This is a genomic window from Microtetraspora malaysiensis, from assembly GCF_001528665.1.
Lineage (GTDB): Bacteria > Actinomycetota > Actinomycetes > Streptosporangiales > Streptosporangiaceae > Microtetraspora_A > Microtetraspora_A malaysiensis.
This window is the reverse complement of sequence record NZ_BBYJ01000013.1, coordinates 148,632-165,250: the sequence shown is the minus strand read 5'-3', so window position 1 is coordinate 165,250 and position 16,619 is coordinate 148,632. Positions and strand designations below refer to the sequence as shown.

The following is a 16,619-nucleotide window of genomic DNA, read 5'->3' as shown; positions in this document are numbered from 1 at the left end:
GTTTGACCACAACAGCGGTGGAATGCGCGCATGCGGTGGGCTCGCGCGTGCGGCTTGCGCGTACGGCTTGCGCGTGCGGCTTGCGGCTTTTTGGCGCTTCATATCAGGATCTCCACCAACGGCAGCGGAGGAGATCGAAATGCCCGACGACGTCAGCACGGCTGTTCGACCCCACCTCGACATCGCGTCGATACGACGGTTGGCCGACCTGGCCGACTACATCGTGCCGTTCGCGATTCGGGCCGTCTGCACGCTTGGGGTGGCCGATCACCTCGGAGACGGGCCACTGCCCGTCGCCGACCTGGCCCAGCGGTGCGGCGCCGAGCCCAGGGCGCTGCTGCGCGTGCTGCGAGCGCTGGCCGGCAAGGGCATCTTCACCGAGGCGGAGCCGGGCGTGTTCGCCCTGACCCCCCTGGCCCAGCCGCTGCGCAGCGACCACCCGGTCTCGCTGCGCGAGGCCTACCCGCTGCTGCCCGGCGACCTGCAGGCCTGGGCGCACTTCGACTACACCCTGCGCACCGGCCGCTCGTCCTTCGAGCACGTCCTCGGCAAGGGCTACTGGGAATACCTGGCCGAGCACCCCGAGGAGAGCAAGCGCTTCGACGGGTCGCAGGCGGCGGGGACCCGGATGGAGGTGCGCACGGTGATCTCCGCCTACGACTCCTGGTCGAAGCTGAAGACGGTGGTCGACCTCGGCGGCGGCAACGGCATGTTCCTCAACGGCCTGCTGAGCCGGCTGCGCCACCTGCACGGCACCCTGTTCGACCAGCCGCACGTCGTGGACAGCGCGCCCGCCATGCTGCGGGAGGCCGGGTTGGCCGACCGCTGCGACGTCGTGGGCGGCAGCTTCTTCGACGGGGTGCCGGAGGGCGCCGACGCCTACCTGCTCAAGCGGGTGCTGTGGTCCTGGCAGGACGAGCACGCCCACCGGCTGCTGTGCCGGGTGCGCGAGGCCATGCGGCCCGACAGCAGGCTGCTGGTGCACGAGCCGGTCTCCTTCCCCGGCGACACCGACGAGGTCGGCAAGGTCTACGACCTGATCCTGCTGACGATGGGCGGCGGATGCGCCCGCACCGAGGAGGAGCTGCGGGCGCTGTTCGACGGGGCCGGGCTGCGCATCTCCCGGGTGATCCCGACGCCGATGTTCCCGCTGGTCGAGGCGTTCCCCGCCGATTGACCTGAGCCGGCTGACCTGGGCCGACTGACCTGACGTCGGCGCGGCCGACCGCGGAACCGAACCAGACCCGGAGCGGGCCGTTAGGCCCCGCTCCGGGTCTTCGCATTCCGGGAGAAAGTCAGCCGTCGCCGGCGACGAAGTCGGCCCGCAGCCGCTGCTTGTCGATCTTCCCGACGGTGGTGCGCGGCAGCGCGGCGACGGCCTCGATCCGGTCGGGCAGTTTGTAGGTGGCCACGCCGTGCGCGGTCAGGAACTCCCGCACCTGTGCCGGCGTCGGCATCTCACCGTCGGGGACGGCGAAGACGCACGGCACCTCACCCATCAGCTCGTGCGGCACGCCGACCACGGCCACCTGGCGGATCGCCGGATGCAGCCCCAGCACGTCCTCCAGCTCCGCCGCGACGATCTTCTCGCCGCCCTTGTTGATGACGTCCTTGAGGCGTCCCTCGACGACCATGTTGCCCTCGGCGGTGATCCGTACCAGGTCGCCGGTGCGCAGGAAGCCGTCGGCGGTGAACGCCCTGGCGTTGACGTCGTCGGCCCGGTAGTAGCCGCGGATGGTGTACGGGCCGCGGGTGAGCAGCTCACCGACCTCGCCCGGCGCCACCTCGGCGTCGTTCTCGTCGACCACCTTGAGCTCGTCGGCCGCCGCCAGCGGCCGGCCCTGCGTCCCGATCACGACCTCCTCGGGGTCGTCGAGCCGGGTATAGGTGAGCAGCCCCTCGGCCATCCCGAACCAGTGCGTCAGCCGCGCGCCCATCTCGCTCGTGATGCTGGCGGCCAGGTCCGGCGACAGGTGCGCGCTGCCGACCTGGATGACCAGATCGGACAGGTCGACCTCGAAAAACTCCCTGGCCTCCCGCCACACCTGAACCATCGGCGGCATCAGCGTCGTCAGCGTCACCCGCTCGCTTTCCACCAGGTCGAGGACCACGTCCGGGCTGGGGTTGCGGGGCAGTACGACCTTGCCGCCGACCGCCAGCGTACCCAGCAGCCCCGGGCAGCCCAGCGCCGCGTTGTGCGCGACCGGCAGCGAGGCCAGGTAGCAGCCGTCCGCGCCGGTCGCCGTCGCCGCCGCGGAGGCGTAGAGCTGGTAGGCGTAGTCGTCGTGCGTGCGCGGGATCAGCTTGGGCAGCCCGGTGGTGCCGCCGGACAGCAGGAAGAACGCCACGTCGGACGGCCGCGGGCCGGGCAGCGGCACCGGCTCGGCCAGGACCTGCTCGAATCCGAGGAACTCGGCGGGCTCGCCGACCACGATGACGTGCCGTACGGAGGAGACCTCCTTCTGCGTCTCGCGCGCCAGCTCCACGTAGGAGAAGCCCTGATACTCATCGGCCACGACCAGGGCGACCGCCTCCGCGTGCCCGGCCAGGTAGCTGATCTCCCGGCGGCGGTGGCCGGGCAGCCCGTAGACCGGGATGGCGCCCAGCCGGTAGCAGCCGATGCTGACGCTCGCGAACGCGGCGATGTTGGGCAACTGGACCACGATCCGGTCGCCGCGCTCGATACCGAGCGCCGCCAGCCCGGCCGCGAACCGGTCGGCCTGCCGGTCGAGCTCGGCGTAGGACCATCGCCTGCCCCGCGGGTCGACGACGGCGGTGCGTTCGCCGCCGCTCCAGGGCCGGAGCAGGTCGCCCAGCACCTGGCCGCGCCAGTAGCCGTCGGCCCGGTAACGTTCGGCGAACGCCGGGGGATGGCCGGCCACCCCCGGCATCGGCGCCTCAGGTCTCACGTTCGACGCTCCCTTCGGTGACACGTCGGCCCCGTCGCGGGCCGGGCAGGCGCCGGGTGGCGGGCATCGCGCCTCACCCACCCAGGTAGTCGGTGAGGCGGCGGACGCCTTCGAGCGTGGCCTCGCGCTCGGCGCACAGCGAGATCCGCGCCAGCCGGTCGGCCCCCGGATGACCCTCCGGCAGGAAGCCGCGGCCGGGGGCGATGCCCACGTCGATGTCGGCCAGCGCCCGCTTGCAGAACTGGTAGGTGTCCTTCACGTAGGAGCCCAGGTCGAGCACGGCGTACCAGCCGCCGTCCGGGGTGAGGTGGAGGAGCTTGTCACCCAGCAGGTCCACGACCGCGTCCCTGGTCCGCCGCACGTACGCGTGGTGTTCGGCGAGGTGGGCCGAGGCGCCGAGCGCCGCCAGCCCGGCGTACTGCACCGGGGTGCTTGGCGCCACCAGCGTCGTCTCCTGCACCCGGGTCAGCAGCATGGCGCGCTCGGCGTTCGGCGCGGTGGCGTAGCCGAGGCGGCAGCCGGTCATCGAGTAGCCCTTGGAGAAGGTGTGCACCGAGAAGACCACCCGCTCTTCCGGCGGCAGCTCCAGGTCGAGGTTGGCGATGCGGCACGGCTGCCCGTCGTAGACGAAGTCCTCATACGCCTCGTCGCTGATCACCGGCACCCGGCGGCGTACCGCCCACGCGTGCAGCTCGCGCAGCTCCGCCTCCGACCAGACCCGGCCGGAGGGGTTGCCGGGGGAGTTCACCAGCACCGCGACGGTGCGCTCGCCGGCAGCGGCCTCCAGCGCCTCGGTGACCGAACGGCCCGGCTCGCCGAAGGGCGCGAAACACGCTCGCATCCCGGTCATCACCACCTGCTGGTAGTGCATCGGCCAGTGCAGCTCCGGCAGCACCACCTGGCCGCCGTCCACGGCGAGCGACTGCAGGATCGCGCTGATGGCCTGGCAGGATCCCGGCGTGACGAACAGCCGCTCCGGGGGCGGCTGCCCGTTGCCGGCCAGCCGTTCGGCCAGCGCCTGGTGCAGCGTTGCCAGGCCGCGGGCGTCGGTGTAGGCGGTGTGGCCGTCGCGCAGCGCCTTGCAGTAGCCCTCGACGGCCTCCTGCGGCATGCGGATGTACGGCTCGCCCACGTGCAGGGCGATGACCGGCCGGGGGTGCGCGCCGACGAGCTGGTGGATCTCGTGCAGGCACGACAGCGGGATGTCCCTGCTGCGCTCCCTGGCGGCCGGGGAACCGGCGCCGGTCAGCACGAGCGTCCCCCGTCCACCACGAGCAGCGTGCCGGTCATCCACGACGCGTCCGGGCCGAGCAGCATCCGGATCCAGGGAACCACGTCCTGCGGTGTTCCCATCCTTCCCAGCGGGGTGGTGCGGATCATTTCCTCTCTCAACCTCCTGGTCGCGTCCTCGTCCAGGCCGAGGTCCTGGTACATCTCGGTGTCGATGGCTCCCGGCAGCACGGCGTTGACCCGGATGTCGGGCGCCAGCTCCCGCGCGAGCGAGCGGGTCAGGTGGTGCAGCGCCGCCTTCGTGGCGCCGTAGAACGACCGGCCGGGCACGGCCAGCAGCCCGCCGATGGAGCCCACGTTGACGACCGTGCCGCGGCTGCGGCGCAGCAGCGGCGCCGCGTGCCTGATCAGCGCGGCGGGCCCGGCCACGTTGGTCTGGAACAGCCGGGTGAAGACGTCGGGGTCGGTCGGCTCCAGCGCGCCGAAGGTGGCCGCGGCCGCGTTGTTGACGAGCATGTCGAGTCCACCGAATTGCTCGCTCGCCGCGGCGACGACGCGGGCGGCCGAGCCGGGCTCGGCCAGGTCGGCCGGCACCGTCAGGACCTGCTCCGGGCCGGCTCCGGCCGCCACGCACTCCTCGCGGGCGGCCAGCAGCAGGTGCGCGCGCCGCCCCACGAGCACCAGGGAGGTCTTGTCCGCGGCCAGGCTGACGGCCAGGCGGCGGCCCAGGCCGCTGCCCGCGCCAGTAACGACGGCGACCGGCGCCACGTTCAGATCCCGCCCTCTTCGTAGTCCGCCGCCGTCTCCCGCTCCGCGTCGATCACCGCCGCCAGCTCGGCGACGCTGGGGGCGGAGAACAGCTGCCTGAGCGTGACCGCCACACCCAGGCCGGTGCGGACCGCCTCCTGCATCCTGGTCGCCTGCAGGCTGTCGCCGCCCAGCCCGAAGAAGGAGTCGCGGCGCCCGACCTCGGCCACCTGGAGGATCTCGGCCCAGATCGCCGCCAGCGCCTGCTCGGTCGGCCCGGCGGGCGGCTCCGGGCGCGGCATGGCGGCGGGCGTGCGCTCCAGCAGCGCGGCCAGGCGCCGCCGGTCGACCTTGCCGGTTCCGGTGAGCGGCAGCTCAGCCAGCGTGAGGATCTCGTCCGGGACCATGTAGGGGGGCAGCTCGTCGGCCAGCGCCCGCTTGGCCGCCGCGTCCACCTCGCCGTCGGTTCCCCCGTCCGCGCGCACGAGCGCCGCGGCGATCCTGCGCTGCGCCGAGCCGACCACCAGCGCGACCGCCTTGTCCACGTACGGCAGGCGCCCCAGGGCCGCTTCGATCTCGCCCAGCTCGATCCGGTGCCCGCCGATCTTCACCTGGGTGTCCGAACGGCCAAGGAACTCCACCATCCCGCCGGGCAGGTAGCGGGCCCGGTCCCCGGTGCGGTACCAGCGCTCGCCGCCGTCGTGGACGAACGCCGCCGCGCTCGCCTCCGGCGCGTTGCGGTAGGCCCTGGCCAGCCCGGAACCGCCGATCCACAACTCGCCCGGCGCCCAGTCCGGCCGGTCACGGCCGTGCCCGTCCACGACACGGAAGCGCTGGGCGCGCAGCGGGAAACCGTAGGGCACCGCCGTCCACTCCGGCCTGGCCTGCTCCACCTCCAGCAGGTTCGACCAGATCGCCGCCTCGGTGGCACCGCCCAGCGCCGCGAAGCGGGCATCGGGGCGCAGCCGCCGTACCCGGCCCGGAAGGTCGACGCCGACCCAGTCGCCGGAGACCATGACGACGCGTGGCAGCTCCGCCGGGCCGGACAGGCCGCCGCCGACCAGGAGCATGTCCAGCAGCGCCGGTACGGAGTTCCACACCGTCACCCCGTGCCGCCGCACCAGCCGTCCCCAGCTTCGCGCCTCCTTGCGGTCCAGCTCATCGACCAGGACCACGGCGCCGCCCGCCGACAGCGGCCCGAAGATGTCGTAGACCGACAGGTCGAAGTCCAGCGCCGACAGGGCCAGGACACGGTCCCGCTCGCCGATGCCGAAGTGCTCGTTGACCGCCGCGACGGTGTTCATCGCCGCCTCGTGGGTGATCTCCACGCCCTTCGGCTCGCCCGTGGAACCCGAGGTGAAGATCACGTAGGCGAGGTCGTCCTCGGTGGGCCGGACACCGTTGCGCAGGACCGGCCGGTAGCGGGCGAGCTGCTGGATGTCGAACACCGGCAGCTCGCCCGGCCAGCCGAGCCGGACGATCTCGTCGCCGACGCAGACCACGCCCTCGACCCCCGCGGTCCGGTACATCCGCTCCCGCCGCGCGGGAGGCTGGTCGATCCCGACCGGCACGTAGGCCGCTCCGGCGGCCAGCACGCCCAGGACCGCGGCGATCTGCCAGGGGCCCTTGGCCGTGGTCACGGCGACCGTGTCGCCGGGGGAGACCCCCACCGCGTGCAGGCCGGCGGCGATGCGCTTGGCCCGGTCGGCCAGCTCGCCGTAGCTGAGCTCACCCGACTCGCCCCACAGCAGGGCCGTGCGGTCCGGGTCGCGGACGGCGCGGTCGAAGAAGCGCTGGTGGAGCCGGCCCAGCCGGCGGGGGGCGCCGGTGTCGTTGACGCGGGCACGCACCGCCGCCTGGCCGCTCGGCAGCGGGATCGCCAGCGGCCGGTGCCAGGAGCCGGCGTCGGTGAGCGAGGTCAGCGCCTCCTCGTACGCGCCGGTCAGCGCGTCGATCAGGCCGTCGGGGAACACGCCGTCGGCGACATCCCAGTTGATCAGCAGGTCGCCGTCGCCGCTCTCGATCACCTGCTGGTCCAGCCACACCTGCGGCGTCTCGGAGGAGGTCCACACCGGCGTGCCGAAGCACTCGCGCACCTGCGGGCCGAACAGTTCGCCCATGCCGATGACGCTGGTGAACACCACCGGGGCGCGCAGCCAGTCGCCCGGCGCCTCGCGCGCCAGGTCGCGCAGCACCTCCACGCCCGAGTAGTCGGCGTGGGTGAGATCGGAGCGGAGCTGTGCCTGCAGGCCGCGGGCCCGCTCGGCGAAGCTCGCCGGCTGGGAGGCGTCGACGCTGAGCAACGTGATGTTGGTGAAGTCGCCGACGATCAGCGAGACGTCCTCGTGCAGGTCACGGCGGCCGAAGGTGGGCAGGTTCAGCAGGAAGCGGGGCTCGGCGCTCCAGCGGGCCAGCACCTCGGCGTAGACGGCGCAGAACACCACCGGCAGCGTCAGCGCCTCCGCCTGGGCGCAGGCGGTGATCCGCGCCACCTGCGCGGCGGAGAGCCGCTGGTAGTAGCGGGTGACGCCGCGGTGCTCGCGCAGCCCGGCGCCCTCGGCGAGCGGGAGCCGCGGCGGCCCCGGCAGCTCGGCGAGCCTGCCGCGCCAGTAGTCCCTGGCCGCCGCCGCTGCCTCGGCGTCCTCCAGGTCTCGCTGGTCGGCGAGATACTGCGCGAAGGAGTAGCCCAGCGGTGCCCGCCCGGCACCGGGGTCGCGGTAGAGCGCGGCCAGGTCGGCCAGCAGGACCTGGTAGCTCTGCGCGTCGGCCACCAGCATCGAGATGCTGACGTGCAGCCGGGTGCGGCCCCCGTCCAGCAGCGACAGCGCCACGTCGAAGACGTCGCCGCGCTCGGTGTCGAAGCGGCGGTGCGACAGCCGCGTCCGCAGCTCGGCCAGTTCCTCCTGCGCGGCGCCGCCCCGCAGGTCGTGCACCGCCAGCCCCGGCCACGGGCTGACCGGCAGCACCTGCTGGGCGCCGTTGGGCGTGAAGCGGGCGCGGAGCATGCCGTGGCGGGCCAGCAGCGCGTGCACCGCGGCCTCCAGCCGCTCCGGTTCGATGTCCGCGCCGTCGAACTCGGCATAGAAGTGGGCGCTCACCCCGCCCAGCGGTTGCCCGTCCTGGCTGCCGATCCAGTACGCCTGCTGCATCGGGGCCAGCGCGTGCTCGCCGCTGTCATCGACCGGCGCGCGCCGGGGCGGCGGCGCCGCGGGGGCGGGCCGGGGCCGGGCGTCGGCCAGCAGCGCGAGCCAGCGGGCCAGCGTCGGTTCCTCCACCAGGTCCTCGAAGGTGGCCCGCACGCCCGCGCGGCGCAAGAGGTTGGCCACCCGCATCAGTGCGATGGATTCCAGGCCGAGCGCGAGCAGGTCCTGCTGGTCGTCGAGGTCGGCCGCGCCGATCCCCAGCATCCCGGCCACGGCCTCCCGCAGGTCGGCCGGTCCGAGCACGCGGTTGGGAGCGGCGCGGCCGGAAGCCGGCTTGGTCGTGCTCATCGAGTTGTCCCTCCGTGGGCGGGGAGGCGGGAAGGCGGGAAGGCAGGAACACCACGTCTTGGCGATGAGACACCGATGCAGGTCACGGCAACAACCGGGCTCTACTCGCCCGGTCAACTGTGGACCATCCCCATTTGGGCATCATCTGGACGTAACCGCCCTGGCCGTTGCTATGTAGTCGCCGACCAGCCGTTTCGCCAGGTCGTCTTCGAGACGGGCGCGGTTGTAGCACAACACGATCCGCTGCCCGCCGTACTGCGGATAGATCTGGAACTCGCATTCGAACCGGCTGGCGAGCTGGTCGACCACGACGATCTCGGCCTGCGTCCCGGCCACGCGCAGCCCTCCCGGCAGCTCGGGCACGACCTGGAACATCACGTCGTCCGGGCGGCGGCCCGGCTCGGTGAGCGTGTCGCCGCGCAGGAGCTGGTAGGGCAGCCGCTGGTGGACGAAGGCGCCCATGGCCGTGGCATGGGTACGGCGCAGCACCTCGCCGAAGTCGTCGCCGTCGCCGATCCGGGTGCGCAGCACCGCCATGTTCGCGAGCAGCCCGACGGTGTCGCGCAGCTCGACGCGGGTCCTGTTGGCCAGGAACGAGGCGACGGCCAGGTCCTCGTCGCCGGTGTGGTCGCGCAGGACCAGGTAGTAGACGGCCAGCAGGGCCGAGGCGAGGGTGGTACGCCGGGCGCGGGCGGTCTGCTCCAGGGCCGTGACGGTGGCCGCGTCCAGGGCGCCGGTGACGGTGGCACTGATCCATGTGCCGGGCGCCGCCTCCCGCAGCGGCAGCCGCGGCACCCGGGCGCCGGCCAGGTGGTCGCTCCAGTAGGCGCGGTCGGCGCGCATGTCGGGGCCGGCCAGCCAGTCCTCCTGCCAGCGGCAGAACCGCGGGTACTGCCAGCCCACGCGGGGCAGCGGCGGGCCGCCGCCGGTGAGCGACTGCAGGTCGCGCACGATCAGCCCGCACGAGCCGCCGTCGGTCACCGCGTGGTTCAGGTTGACGCACAGGGCGTGGTCGTCGTCGGCGAGCCGGAACAGGGTGGTGCGGGCCGGCCACCGCCCGGCGTCCACCGGCCGGCGCACCTCCTCGGCGATCGCCTCGCGCAGGGCCCGGCCGGGGTCGTCAGAGGTGAGGTCGCGGCGCTCCGCCTTCACCGGCCCGGGCTCGTGCACGAGCTGGGTCAGCCGGGCGCCGCGGCCGGTGAAGGTCGTGCGCAGGCTCTCGTGCCGGGCGGTCAGCGCCGACAGGCCCTCCTCCAGCCGCTCCTCGTCCAACCGGCCGCGCAGGCGCAGCACGATCGGGCAGTTCGCGGCGCCCTGCTCGCCGCGGAACCGCTCCAGCACCCACAACAGGCGCTGGGCCACCGAGGCGGGGAGCTGCCTCACCTCGGCCATACCGTCACCGGCTGGGCGGTGAAGCCGCGCAGGACCAGGCTGTTCCTGCGCTCGGGCCGTCCGTTGGGCTCGATGCCGCCGGTCGCCCTGATCAGCGACTGCAGCGCGATGACCAGTTCCGTCTTGGCCAGCCCCGCGCCCAGGCAGCGGTGGTGGCCGTAGCCGAAGGCGAGGTGCGGGTTCGGGGCGCGGGCGGGGTCGAAGGAGTCCGCGCCGGGGAAGGCGTCCTCATCGCGGTTGGCGGAGCCGAACAGCACCAGCAGCCGCGCGCCCGCGGGCAGCGCCACCCCGCCCAGTTCGTCTTCGGCCACGGTGGCGCGCCACAGCCCCTGCACGGAGGTGTCGTAGCGCAGCGCCTCCTCCACCACCGCCTCCGCCAGGTCCGGCTCCTCCCACAGGCGTTTCTTCAGCTCGGGGTGGCGGAACAGGATGTCGATGAGGTTGGTGAACAGGTTGGCCGTCGTCTCGATCCCCGCGACCAGCAGGAAGGCGCAGAAGGCCAGCACCTCGTGGGGGGACAGCCCGGCGGCGTCCGTGGCGGCCACGACGCTGAGCAGGTCCTCGCCCGGCTCCAGCTTGCGGCGGCGGATCTCGGAGTAGAAGTAGCGGAACATGTCGTAGCCGCGGCCGAGCTGGAAATCGGCGGCGCCGATCATGTCGAGGTCGTCGGTGATGACCGCGGCCCACTCCATGAACTCCTCGCGCACCTGCGTGGACACGCCCAGCAGTTCCGCGAGCACCAGCACCGGGAGCGGGCCCGCCAGGTCGCGGTAGAGGTCGGCGGTGCCGCGCTCGGCGTTGGCCAGCAGCCCGGCCACCAGCCCGTCGGCGATCTCCTCGATCTTGGGGGCCAGCTTGGCGACCGCCGAGCGGGAGAAGGGCGCGAGCACCGCGCGGCGCAGCCTGGAGTGCTCCGGCGGGTCGGTCGCGATCAGCACCCTGACGCCGGGGGCGCCGATCCGGTAGTCCACCGAGCGGGGGGAGGGCAGGCGGGGCACCGCGCCCATGCCCAGCCGCGAGGAGAAGCGCTCGGGGGAGCTCAGCACCTCCACGACGTCGGCGTGCCTGGTCACGAGCCACAGGTCGTGCTCCGGCAGGTGGCAGACGGGGGCCTGTTCCCGCAACAGCCGGTACCCCGGGTACGGGTCCACCACCGTCGATGGATCATCGGGGTTGAAAGGACACAAAGGCGGGGATTGCGCTGCCAGCTGGGGCACCTCCATGCCGCCCCAGCATGTCGGGTCGTGCCCGGCTAGTCGAGGGCCGGAACTTCTCCCTCCCGTGCTGCGTCCCGACCGTGCCGGGCAGGGCGGCGGGTGGCCGCGAGGGCGCCTCGCGTGGGACTCTCCTGCGGTGTGCGGTGCCGGCGCGGCGGGTTCCGGCCGGGTGGTACGGCGCCGCCGGCCGGGCGGACTGTTGTCAGGTTCTGCCAGTCCTCTGTCAGGTTCTGCCAGCCCTCGCCCCGCCCGCTCCGTTTGGGGTTTGCGTGATTCTGAGTGGCATTGCACGGCATTGTGTGAGATTGCGTGGCATTGCGGCGAATCGTGATGTCCCGTCACTCGACTCGGCCTCATCGGCACGAAACCCGATTGGCCATCTTGAAATCCGAGCGGGTCTTGCGTGCGGGCGTCCCGGATTTACGCGCGATCGTCGGTATCGAAACAAGTCTTCCGGTCGCCCTCCGTCTCAATATGCGAGAAAATCTCCAGATGGCCTCGGGGGAATTCATTCATGGTGAGCGAGTCCGGTTCCTCAGCCGCGATGAAATCGCCTTTGATAACCATCACAGATCGCCCTTGACAAACTGTCGGCGACGACGTATTTGGCTGCCTGTCCAGTCTGGACACGGTTGTTTCCCCTGGTCAGCGGGTTTTAAAGGGGGATCGGCGGGAGGATTCGCGGCAACTATCAGGTGAACGGAAATCGTTTACTCGGCGGCATTCGGTAAGACGGTCTGTCATGGCATATATGTCATGCGTCGCTAATATCTTGACGAACCCGGCGTGTGTGAGATGCTCGCCGTGCTCGGGGTGATCGTGGCCACTGAGGCGGCATCTCCCTCGCGCTGACCCGTAGTGAACGCCAGGTGTACAACACATTCTGCTTTGAATCAGGGGGAGAGGGTGGCAGGACCTGACAAGCTCGACCGTACCGACCCTATGCTCGTTACAGTCCACCTGCCGACGCCGTCATCCGGTCACCATGTAAGCCTGCCGATCGAGAGCGTGCTGCCGGCCGACTCTCCGCGGCTTCACGGTGAAGATGTGGAGCATATTTACTCACTCGCGGAGGTGGACGACCTACCGCCGATCATCGTCCACCGCACCACGATGCGCGTCATCGACGGCATGCACCGGCTCAAGGCCGCGATGCTGCGCGGCGACGACACGATCCAGGCCATCCTCCACGACTGCGACGACGCCGGCGCCTTCGTCATGGCGGTCAAGTCCAACATTCAGCACGGCCTGCCGTTGTCCCTGGCCGACCGCAAAGCCGCAGCGGCGCGGATCGTCCGGCTCTACCCCCGCTGGTCCGACCGCGCCATCGCCGAGGCGGCCGGACTGTCGGCCAAGACCGTGGGAGCCATCCGCCGTGACACCCCCGGCACCGCCGCCGAGGTACGCGAACGGGTCGGCCGGGACGGGCGGGTCCGCCCGCTCAACACCGTCGACGGCCGCCGCTACGCCAGCGAGCTGATCGCCCTCTACCCCGACTCCTCCTCGCGGGAGATCGCGCGCAAGGCCGGCATCTCCCCGAGCACCGTCCGCGACGTGCGCGACCGGCTGAACAGGGGGGACGACCCCGTGCCCGCGCGCCGCCGCCCCGGCAACCCCGACGACCGGCTCACCCCCGAGCACAAGCTCCAAGAGCGGATCAAGAGCCTGCAGTCCTTCGACTGCCGCACCGACATCCTGCAGAAGCTCAGCAAGGACCCCGCGGTCCGCCTGACCGACAAGGGGCGCGCCATGCTGCGCTGGCTCAGCTCCCAGTGCCAGCAAACGGAGAGGGGGGAGGAGTTCCTGACCGACAACGCCCCCGAACACTGCTCGGAGCTCATCGCCGACCTCGCCTGCTCCTTCGCCGCCGCCTGGCTCAGCATCGCCGGCGAGATGCGCAGCCGAAGCCAGACGCAGCCATGAGGGCCGGCCCACCGCGACAGTACGCGCAGACCACCGCCGCGGCCCTGTTCGAGCAGTGCGTGCACCGCTACCCGGCCCACCCGGCCGTGGAGGACGGCGGCGTCTCGCTGACCTACCGCGAGCTCGACGCCCGCGCCAACCGGCTGGCCCGGCGGCTGGTCGCCGAGGGCGTCGGCGCCGAAGACCTCGTCGCCATCGCGCTTGGGCGCTCGCTGGACTGCGTCATCGCGCTGCTGGCCGTACTCAAGTCCGGCGCCGCCTACCTGCCGCTGGACCTGACCTATCCCCGCGAGCGCCTCGCGTTCATGATCCGTGACGCGCGGCCGGCGCTGGCCGTCACCACCGCCGAGGGCAGCCGGCTCCTTCGCGACGCAGCCGGCGAGATCACCAGCCTCGAACTCGACCGCCCGCAGACCGCGGCGAGCCTGGCCGAGCTGAGCGGCGACAGCCTCACCGATGCCGAGCGGGCCACGCCCGCGCGGCCCGCCCACGCGATGTACGTGATCTACACCTCCGGCTCCACCGGCACCCCCAAGGGCGTCGTCGTCACCGGACGCGGCGTGGCCGCGCTGGCCGGCACCCAGCGCCGCACGCTGCGGGTCGGGCCGGGCAGCAGGGTCCTGCAGTGGGCCTCGATCAGCTTCGACGCGGCCTTCTGGGACTACTCCGCCGCCCTGTTCTCCGGCGGCACGCTGGTGCTCGCCCCCACCCAGGGAGACCGATCCGTCCCCGACTCGCGGTTGCACGACCTGCTGCGCGAGGGCGGGATCACCCACGCCACCCTCCCGCCCGCGGTGCTGGCCGCCCTCGACGACTCCGTGCTCCCCGGCGCGACCATCGTCTCCACCGGCGACTCCTGCACCGAGGCGATCGCCAAACGCTGGTCGCGCGGGCGCCGCCTGCTCAACGGCTACGGCCCCACCGAGACGACCGTCGGCGCCACCATCAGCGAGCCGTACCGCGAAGCCGGAGTCCCGATCGGCAGGCCGTTCACCGACACCGTCGTCCACCTGCTCGACGACGACCTGCGCCCGGTCGGCGACGGTGAGATCGGCGAGATCCACGTCGGCGGCCCCGGTGTCGCCCGCGGCTACCTGCGCCGGCCCGCCCTCACCGCGCAGCGGTTCATCCCCAGCCCCTTCGAGCCCGGCGAACGGCTCTACCGCACCGGCGATCTGGCCTCCGTCGCCGAGGACGGGCAGCTCATGTTCCACGGGCGCGCCGACGACCAGGTCAAGATCCGCGGCTTCCGGGTCGAGCCGGGCGAGGTCGAGTCGGTCCTGGCCCGCCACGCCGACGTACGGCAGGCCGTCGTGGTCGCCAGGGACGACGAGCACCTGGGCAAGCACCTGGTCGCCTACGTCGTCGCCGACAGCTTCGACCCCCAGCGGTTACGCGCGTATCTGGCCGGCAAGGTGCCCGACTACCTGGCGCCCGCCGCGATCGTGGAGATACCGGCCATCCCGCTGACCCCCAACGGGAAGATCGACCGCAACGCCCTGCCCGAGCCCCCACGCCACTCCGCCGCGCCGGAGCCCGCCCCGCCTGAGCTGTCGGAGCACGAGCGCTACCTGGGCGCCGTCGTCGCGGAACTGCTCGGCGTCGACCAGGTCGGGCCCGCCGATGACTTCTTCGCCCTCGGCGGCCACTCGCTGCTCGCCGGCCGGCTGATCGGCCGGATCAGGAAGGACCTCGGCCTGCGGCTGCCGCTGCGCGAACTTTACCGAGCCAGCCGGATCGCCGACATCGCCGCCAGCCTCGGCGAAGCCGAACCCGACCGGCGCGGCGCGCCTGACTGAGGGCATTCCTCACTCGCGCGCCCCGCCGCCGCTGTTGTGCGCGGTTGTGCTCCACCGGGGCCAGCGGCCATGGTGGAGCAGCCCGGCTGTACGACAGGCGCATTCACGACCCCGCGAGAACTCAAGAGCCGGCCGTTGAGGAGATCATGAAATCGCGAGCGCTCACGATCGCGCGCCACGAGGCGCGCCTCATGCGAACCCAGCCCTGGATCGTGGTGATCCTCATCGTCATCCCCGGCCTGCTGCTGGCGTTCTTCGCCAACGGCATCGTCGGCGGCGCGGCGCGGGCGGTCCCCGGCGTCGCCGCGCTGTTCGGCTTCTTCGGGCTGTCGGCCATCGGCCTCGCCTTCTTCCGCGACCACGGCTGGATGACCTGGGACCGGCTGCGCGTCAGCCGAGCCCGGCCGATCGCCGTCATCTTCGGCAAGCTCACGCCGCTCGCGATGGTGTTCCTGGCCCAGTACCTCCTGCTGTTCCCGCTGAGCTGGGCGGCGTTCGGGCTGCAGATCCGCGGCAGCGTCCTCGGAGTCGCCCTGGTCTCCGTCGCCCTGGTCTCCGTCGAACTCGGCATCGGCCTGCTGCTGGCCGTGGTCTGCACCAGCATCGCCCAGCTCAACACCCTGGTGAGCGTCGGCGCGCTGCTGCTGGTCGGCGGCGCGGGCGCGCTGGCGCCCATCGAGACCTTCCCCGGCTGGCTCCAGGCCATCGCCCCCGTCTCCCCGGTCTACTGGTCCTTCAAGGGCTTCTACGCCGCGATCGGCGAAGGCGGCAGCCTGAACGACGTCCTCGTCCCCATCGCCGTCCTGTTCGGGATGGCCGCCGTCTGCTTCGTGCTGTCGGGCGTCTTCTACAAGCATGAGCAGCGCAAGACCTTCTTCGCCTGAACCCCACGGGCCGGACCCGACACCCGGCCGACCTCCACCGGGAAGGACAGCAGATGGGAAACCTCGCCGACGACACCATCGTCAAAGGGGCCGGCGGCCACTATGAGGCTGTCCTGTCCGGCGAGTGGGATTTCTGGGGCCCCAACGGCGGCTACGTCGCGGCCCTCGGGCTGCGCGCCGTCCAGGCCCACAGCACGCAGCCGCGGCTTGCCTCGATGTCCACCCACTTCCTGTCCACCGCCAGGCACGGCCACGTCGACATCGAGGTCACCACGCTGCGCGCCACCCAGCGGGCCGAGTCCATCCGCGTCCGGATGACCCAGGAGGACCGCCCCATCTGCGAGACGCTGGTCTGGATGGTGGCCACCGACCTGGCGGGCGTCACCCACGACCACGTGCGCCGCCCCGACCTGCCGGGCCACGAGCAGCTCCTGTCGATCATCGACCTGATGGGCCCCGGCATCGAGCCGCCCATGCCGATCTTCCACAACATCGAGTGGAAGCCCTTCGAGTGGCAGCACCCCGGCGGGACCGACCAGGCCGCCGCCGAAGCCCGCTGGTCCGCCTGGTGGCGCTTCCTGCCCCAGGCGACCTTCGAGGACCCCTTCGTCGACGCCGCCCGCGCCGTCATCCTCCTCGACCTCAACACCTGGGCCGCGGGCAGCAAGGGGCGCCCGTACGAGATGAGCTACTTCGCGCCGACCATCGACCTGTCCATCCAGTTCCACCAGGCGCAGCCCGACTCCGAATGGCTGCTGGTGGACGGCATGGCCGACTTCGCCAAGGACGGCCTGGTCTCGGGGCAGAGCCGGCTGTGGAGCTCGACGGGCACGCTGATCGCCTCCGGCTTCAGCAGCCTGCTGTGCAAGGAGATCCGGACGTAGCCGCGGCCGGCGTGCGGAGGGCGTGGTCAGGAGAACGGTGGCGTAGCCGAGAAGCGACGCGCGGGCCATCGCCGCGCCCGTCGCGCAGGGGCTCGTCACGCACGGCAAGACCTCCGGACCTGATGAAACAGGCACCGGAGGTC

At 72.2% G+C, this 16,619-nt stretch carries 11 protein-coding genes; 5 read left to right on the top strand and 6 right to left on the bottom strand.

Translation table 11 applies throughout. The annotated features are described in order from the left end of the window. Positions 1-139 precede the first annotated feature (139 nt). Positions 140-1,177, top strand: coding sequence for a methyltransferase (locus tag AWQ71_RS18135; RefSeq protein ID WP_067134672.1), 1,038 nt, complete (start codon positions 140-142; stop codon positions 1,175-1,177). 118 nt (positions 1,178-1,295) lie between these two features. Here AWQ71_RS18135 and AWQ71_RS18130 read toward each other — a convergent pair whose 3' ends face one another. The 6 genes from AWQ71_RS18130 to AWQ71_RS18105 form a co-directional block, all read right to left on the bottom strand. Continuing rightward, entirely contained in the window at positions 1,296-2,909 is a 1,614-nt protein-coding gene (locus tag AWQ71_RS18130; protein WP_369407204.1) for a (2,3-dihydroxybenzoyl)adenylate synthase, read from the bottom strand. A gap of 73 nt (positions 2,910-2,982) precedes the next feature. Beyond that, positions 2,983-4,161 (bottom strand): pyridoxal phosphate-dependent aminotransferase, encoded by a 1,179-nt coding sequence (locus AWQ71_RS18125; RefSeq protein WP_067134668.1) that lies wholly within the window; start codon positions 4,159-4,161, stop codon positions 2,983-2,985. Further along, positions 4,155-4,907 (bottom strand): SDR family NAD(P)-dependent oxidoreductase, encoded by a 753-nt coding sequence (locus AWQ71_RS18120; protein ID WP_218001839.1) that lies wholly within the window; start codon positions 4,905-4,907, stop codon positions 4,155-4,157. The genes AWQ71_RS18125 and AWQ71_RS18120 overlap by 7 nt, the downstream gene beginning before the upstream one ends. A gap of 2 nt (positions 4,908-4,909) precedes the next feature. Continuing rightward, a complete protein-coding gene (locus tag AWQ71_RS18115) occupies positions 4,910-8,377 on the bottom strand; it encodes a non-ribosomal peptide synthetase (protein ID WP_067134664.1) in 3,468 nt (1,155 codons plus the stop codon). Positions 8,378-8,518: 141 nt separating this feature from the next. Next, positions 8,519-9,769, bottom strand: coding sequence for a condensation domain-containing protein (locus AWQ71_RS18110; protein WP_067134662.1), 1,251 nt, complete (start codon positions 9,767-9,769; stop codon positions 8,519-8,521). Continuing rightward, positions 9,757-10,923 (bottom strand): cytochrome P450, encoded by a 1,167-nt coding sequence (locus AWQ71_RS18105; protein WP_169806586.1) that lies wholly within the window; start codon positions 10,921-10,923, stop codon positions 9,757-9,759. The genes AWQ71_RS18110 and AWQ71_RS18105 overlap by 13 nt, the downstream gene beginning before the upstream one ends. A 1,110-nt stretch (positions 10,924-12,033) precedes the next feature. Here AWQ71_RS18105 and AWQ71_RS18100 point away from each other — a divergent pair. The 4 genes from AWQ71_RS18100 (at position 12,034) to AWQ71_RS18085 (ending at position 16,476) form a co-directional block, all read left to right on the top strand. Then, entirely contained in the window at positions 12,034-12,909 is an 876-nt protein-coding gene (locus AWQ71_RS18100) for a ParB/RepB/Spo0J family partition protein (protein ID WP_245658349.1), read from the top strand. Next, positions 12,906-14,708: a non-ribosomal peptide synthetase gene (locus tag AWQ71_RS18095; protein WP_067134656.1), complete on the top strand. Its 1,803-nt coding sequence runs from the start codon at positions 12,906-12,908 to the stop codon at positions 14,706-14,708. Before AWQ71_RS18100 ends, AWQ71_RS18095 begins: the two co-directional genes overlap by 4 nt. Before the next feature lie 146 nt (positions 14,709-14,854). Next, positions 14,855-15,592 (top strand): ABC transporter permease, encoded by a 738-nt coding sequence (locus AWQ71_RS18090; RefSeq protein WP_067134655.1) that lies wholly within the window; start codon positions 14,855-14,857, stop codon positions 15,590-15,592. Positions 15,593-15,645: 53 nt separating this feature from the next. Then, a complete protein-coding gene (locus AWQ71_RS18085; protein WP_067134654.1) occupies positions 15,646-16,476 on the top strand; it encodes a thioesterase family protein in 831 nt (276 codons plus the stop codon). The last annotated feature ends 143 nt before the right edge of the window (positions 16,477-16,619 follow it).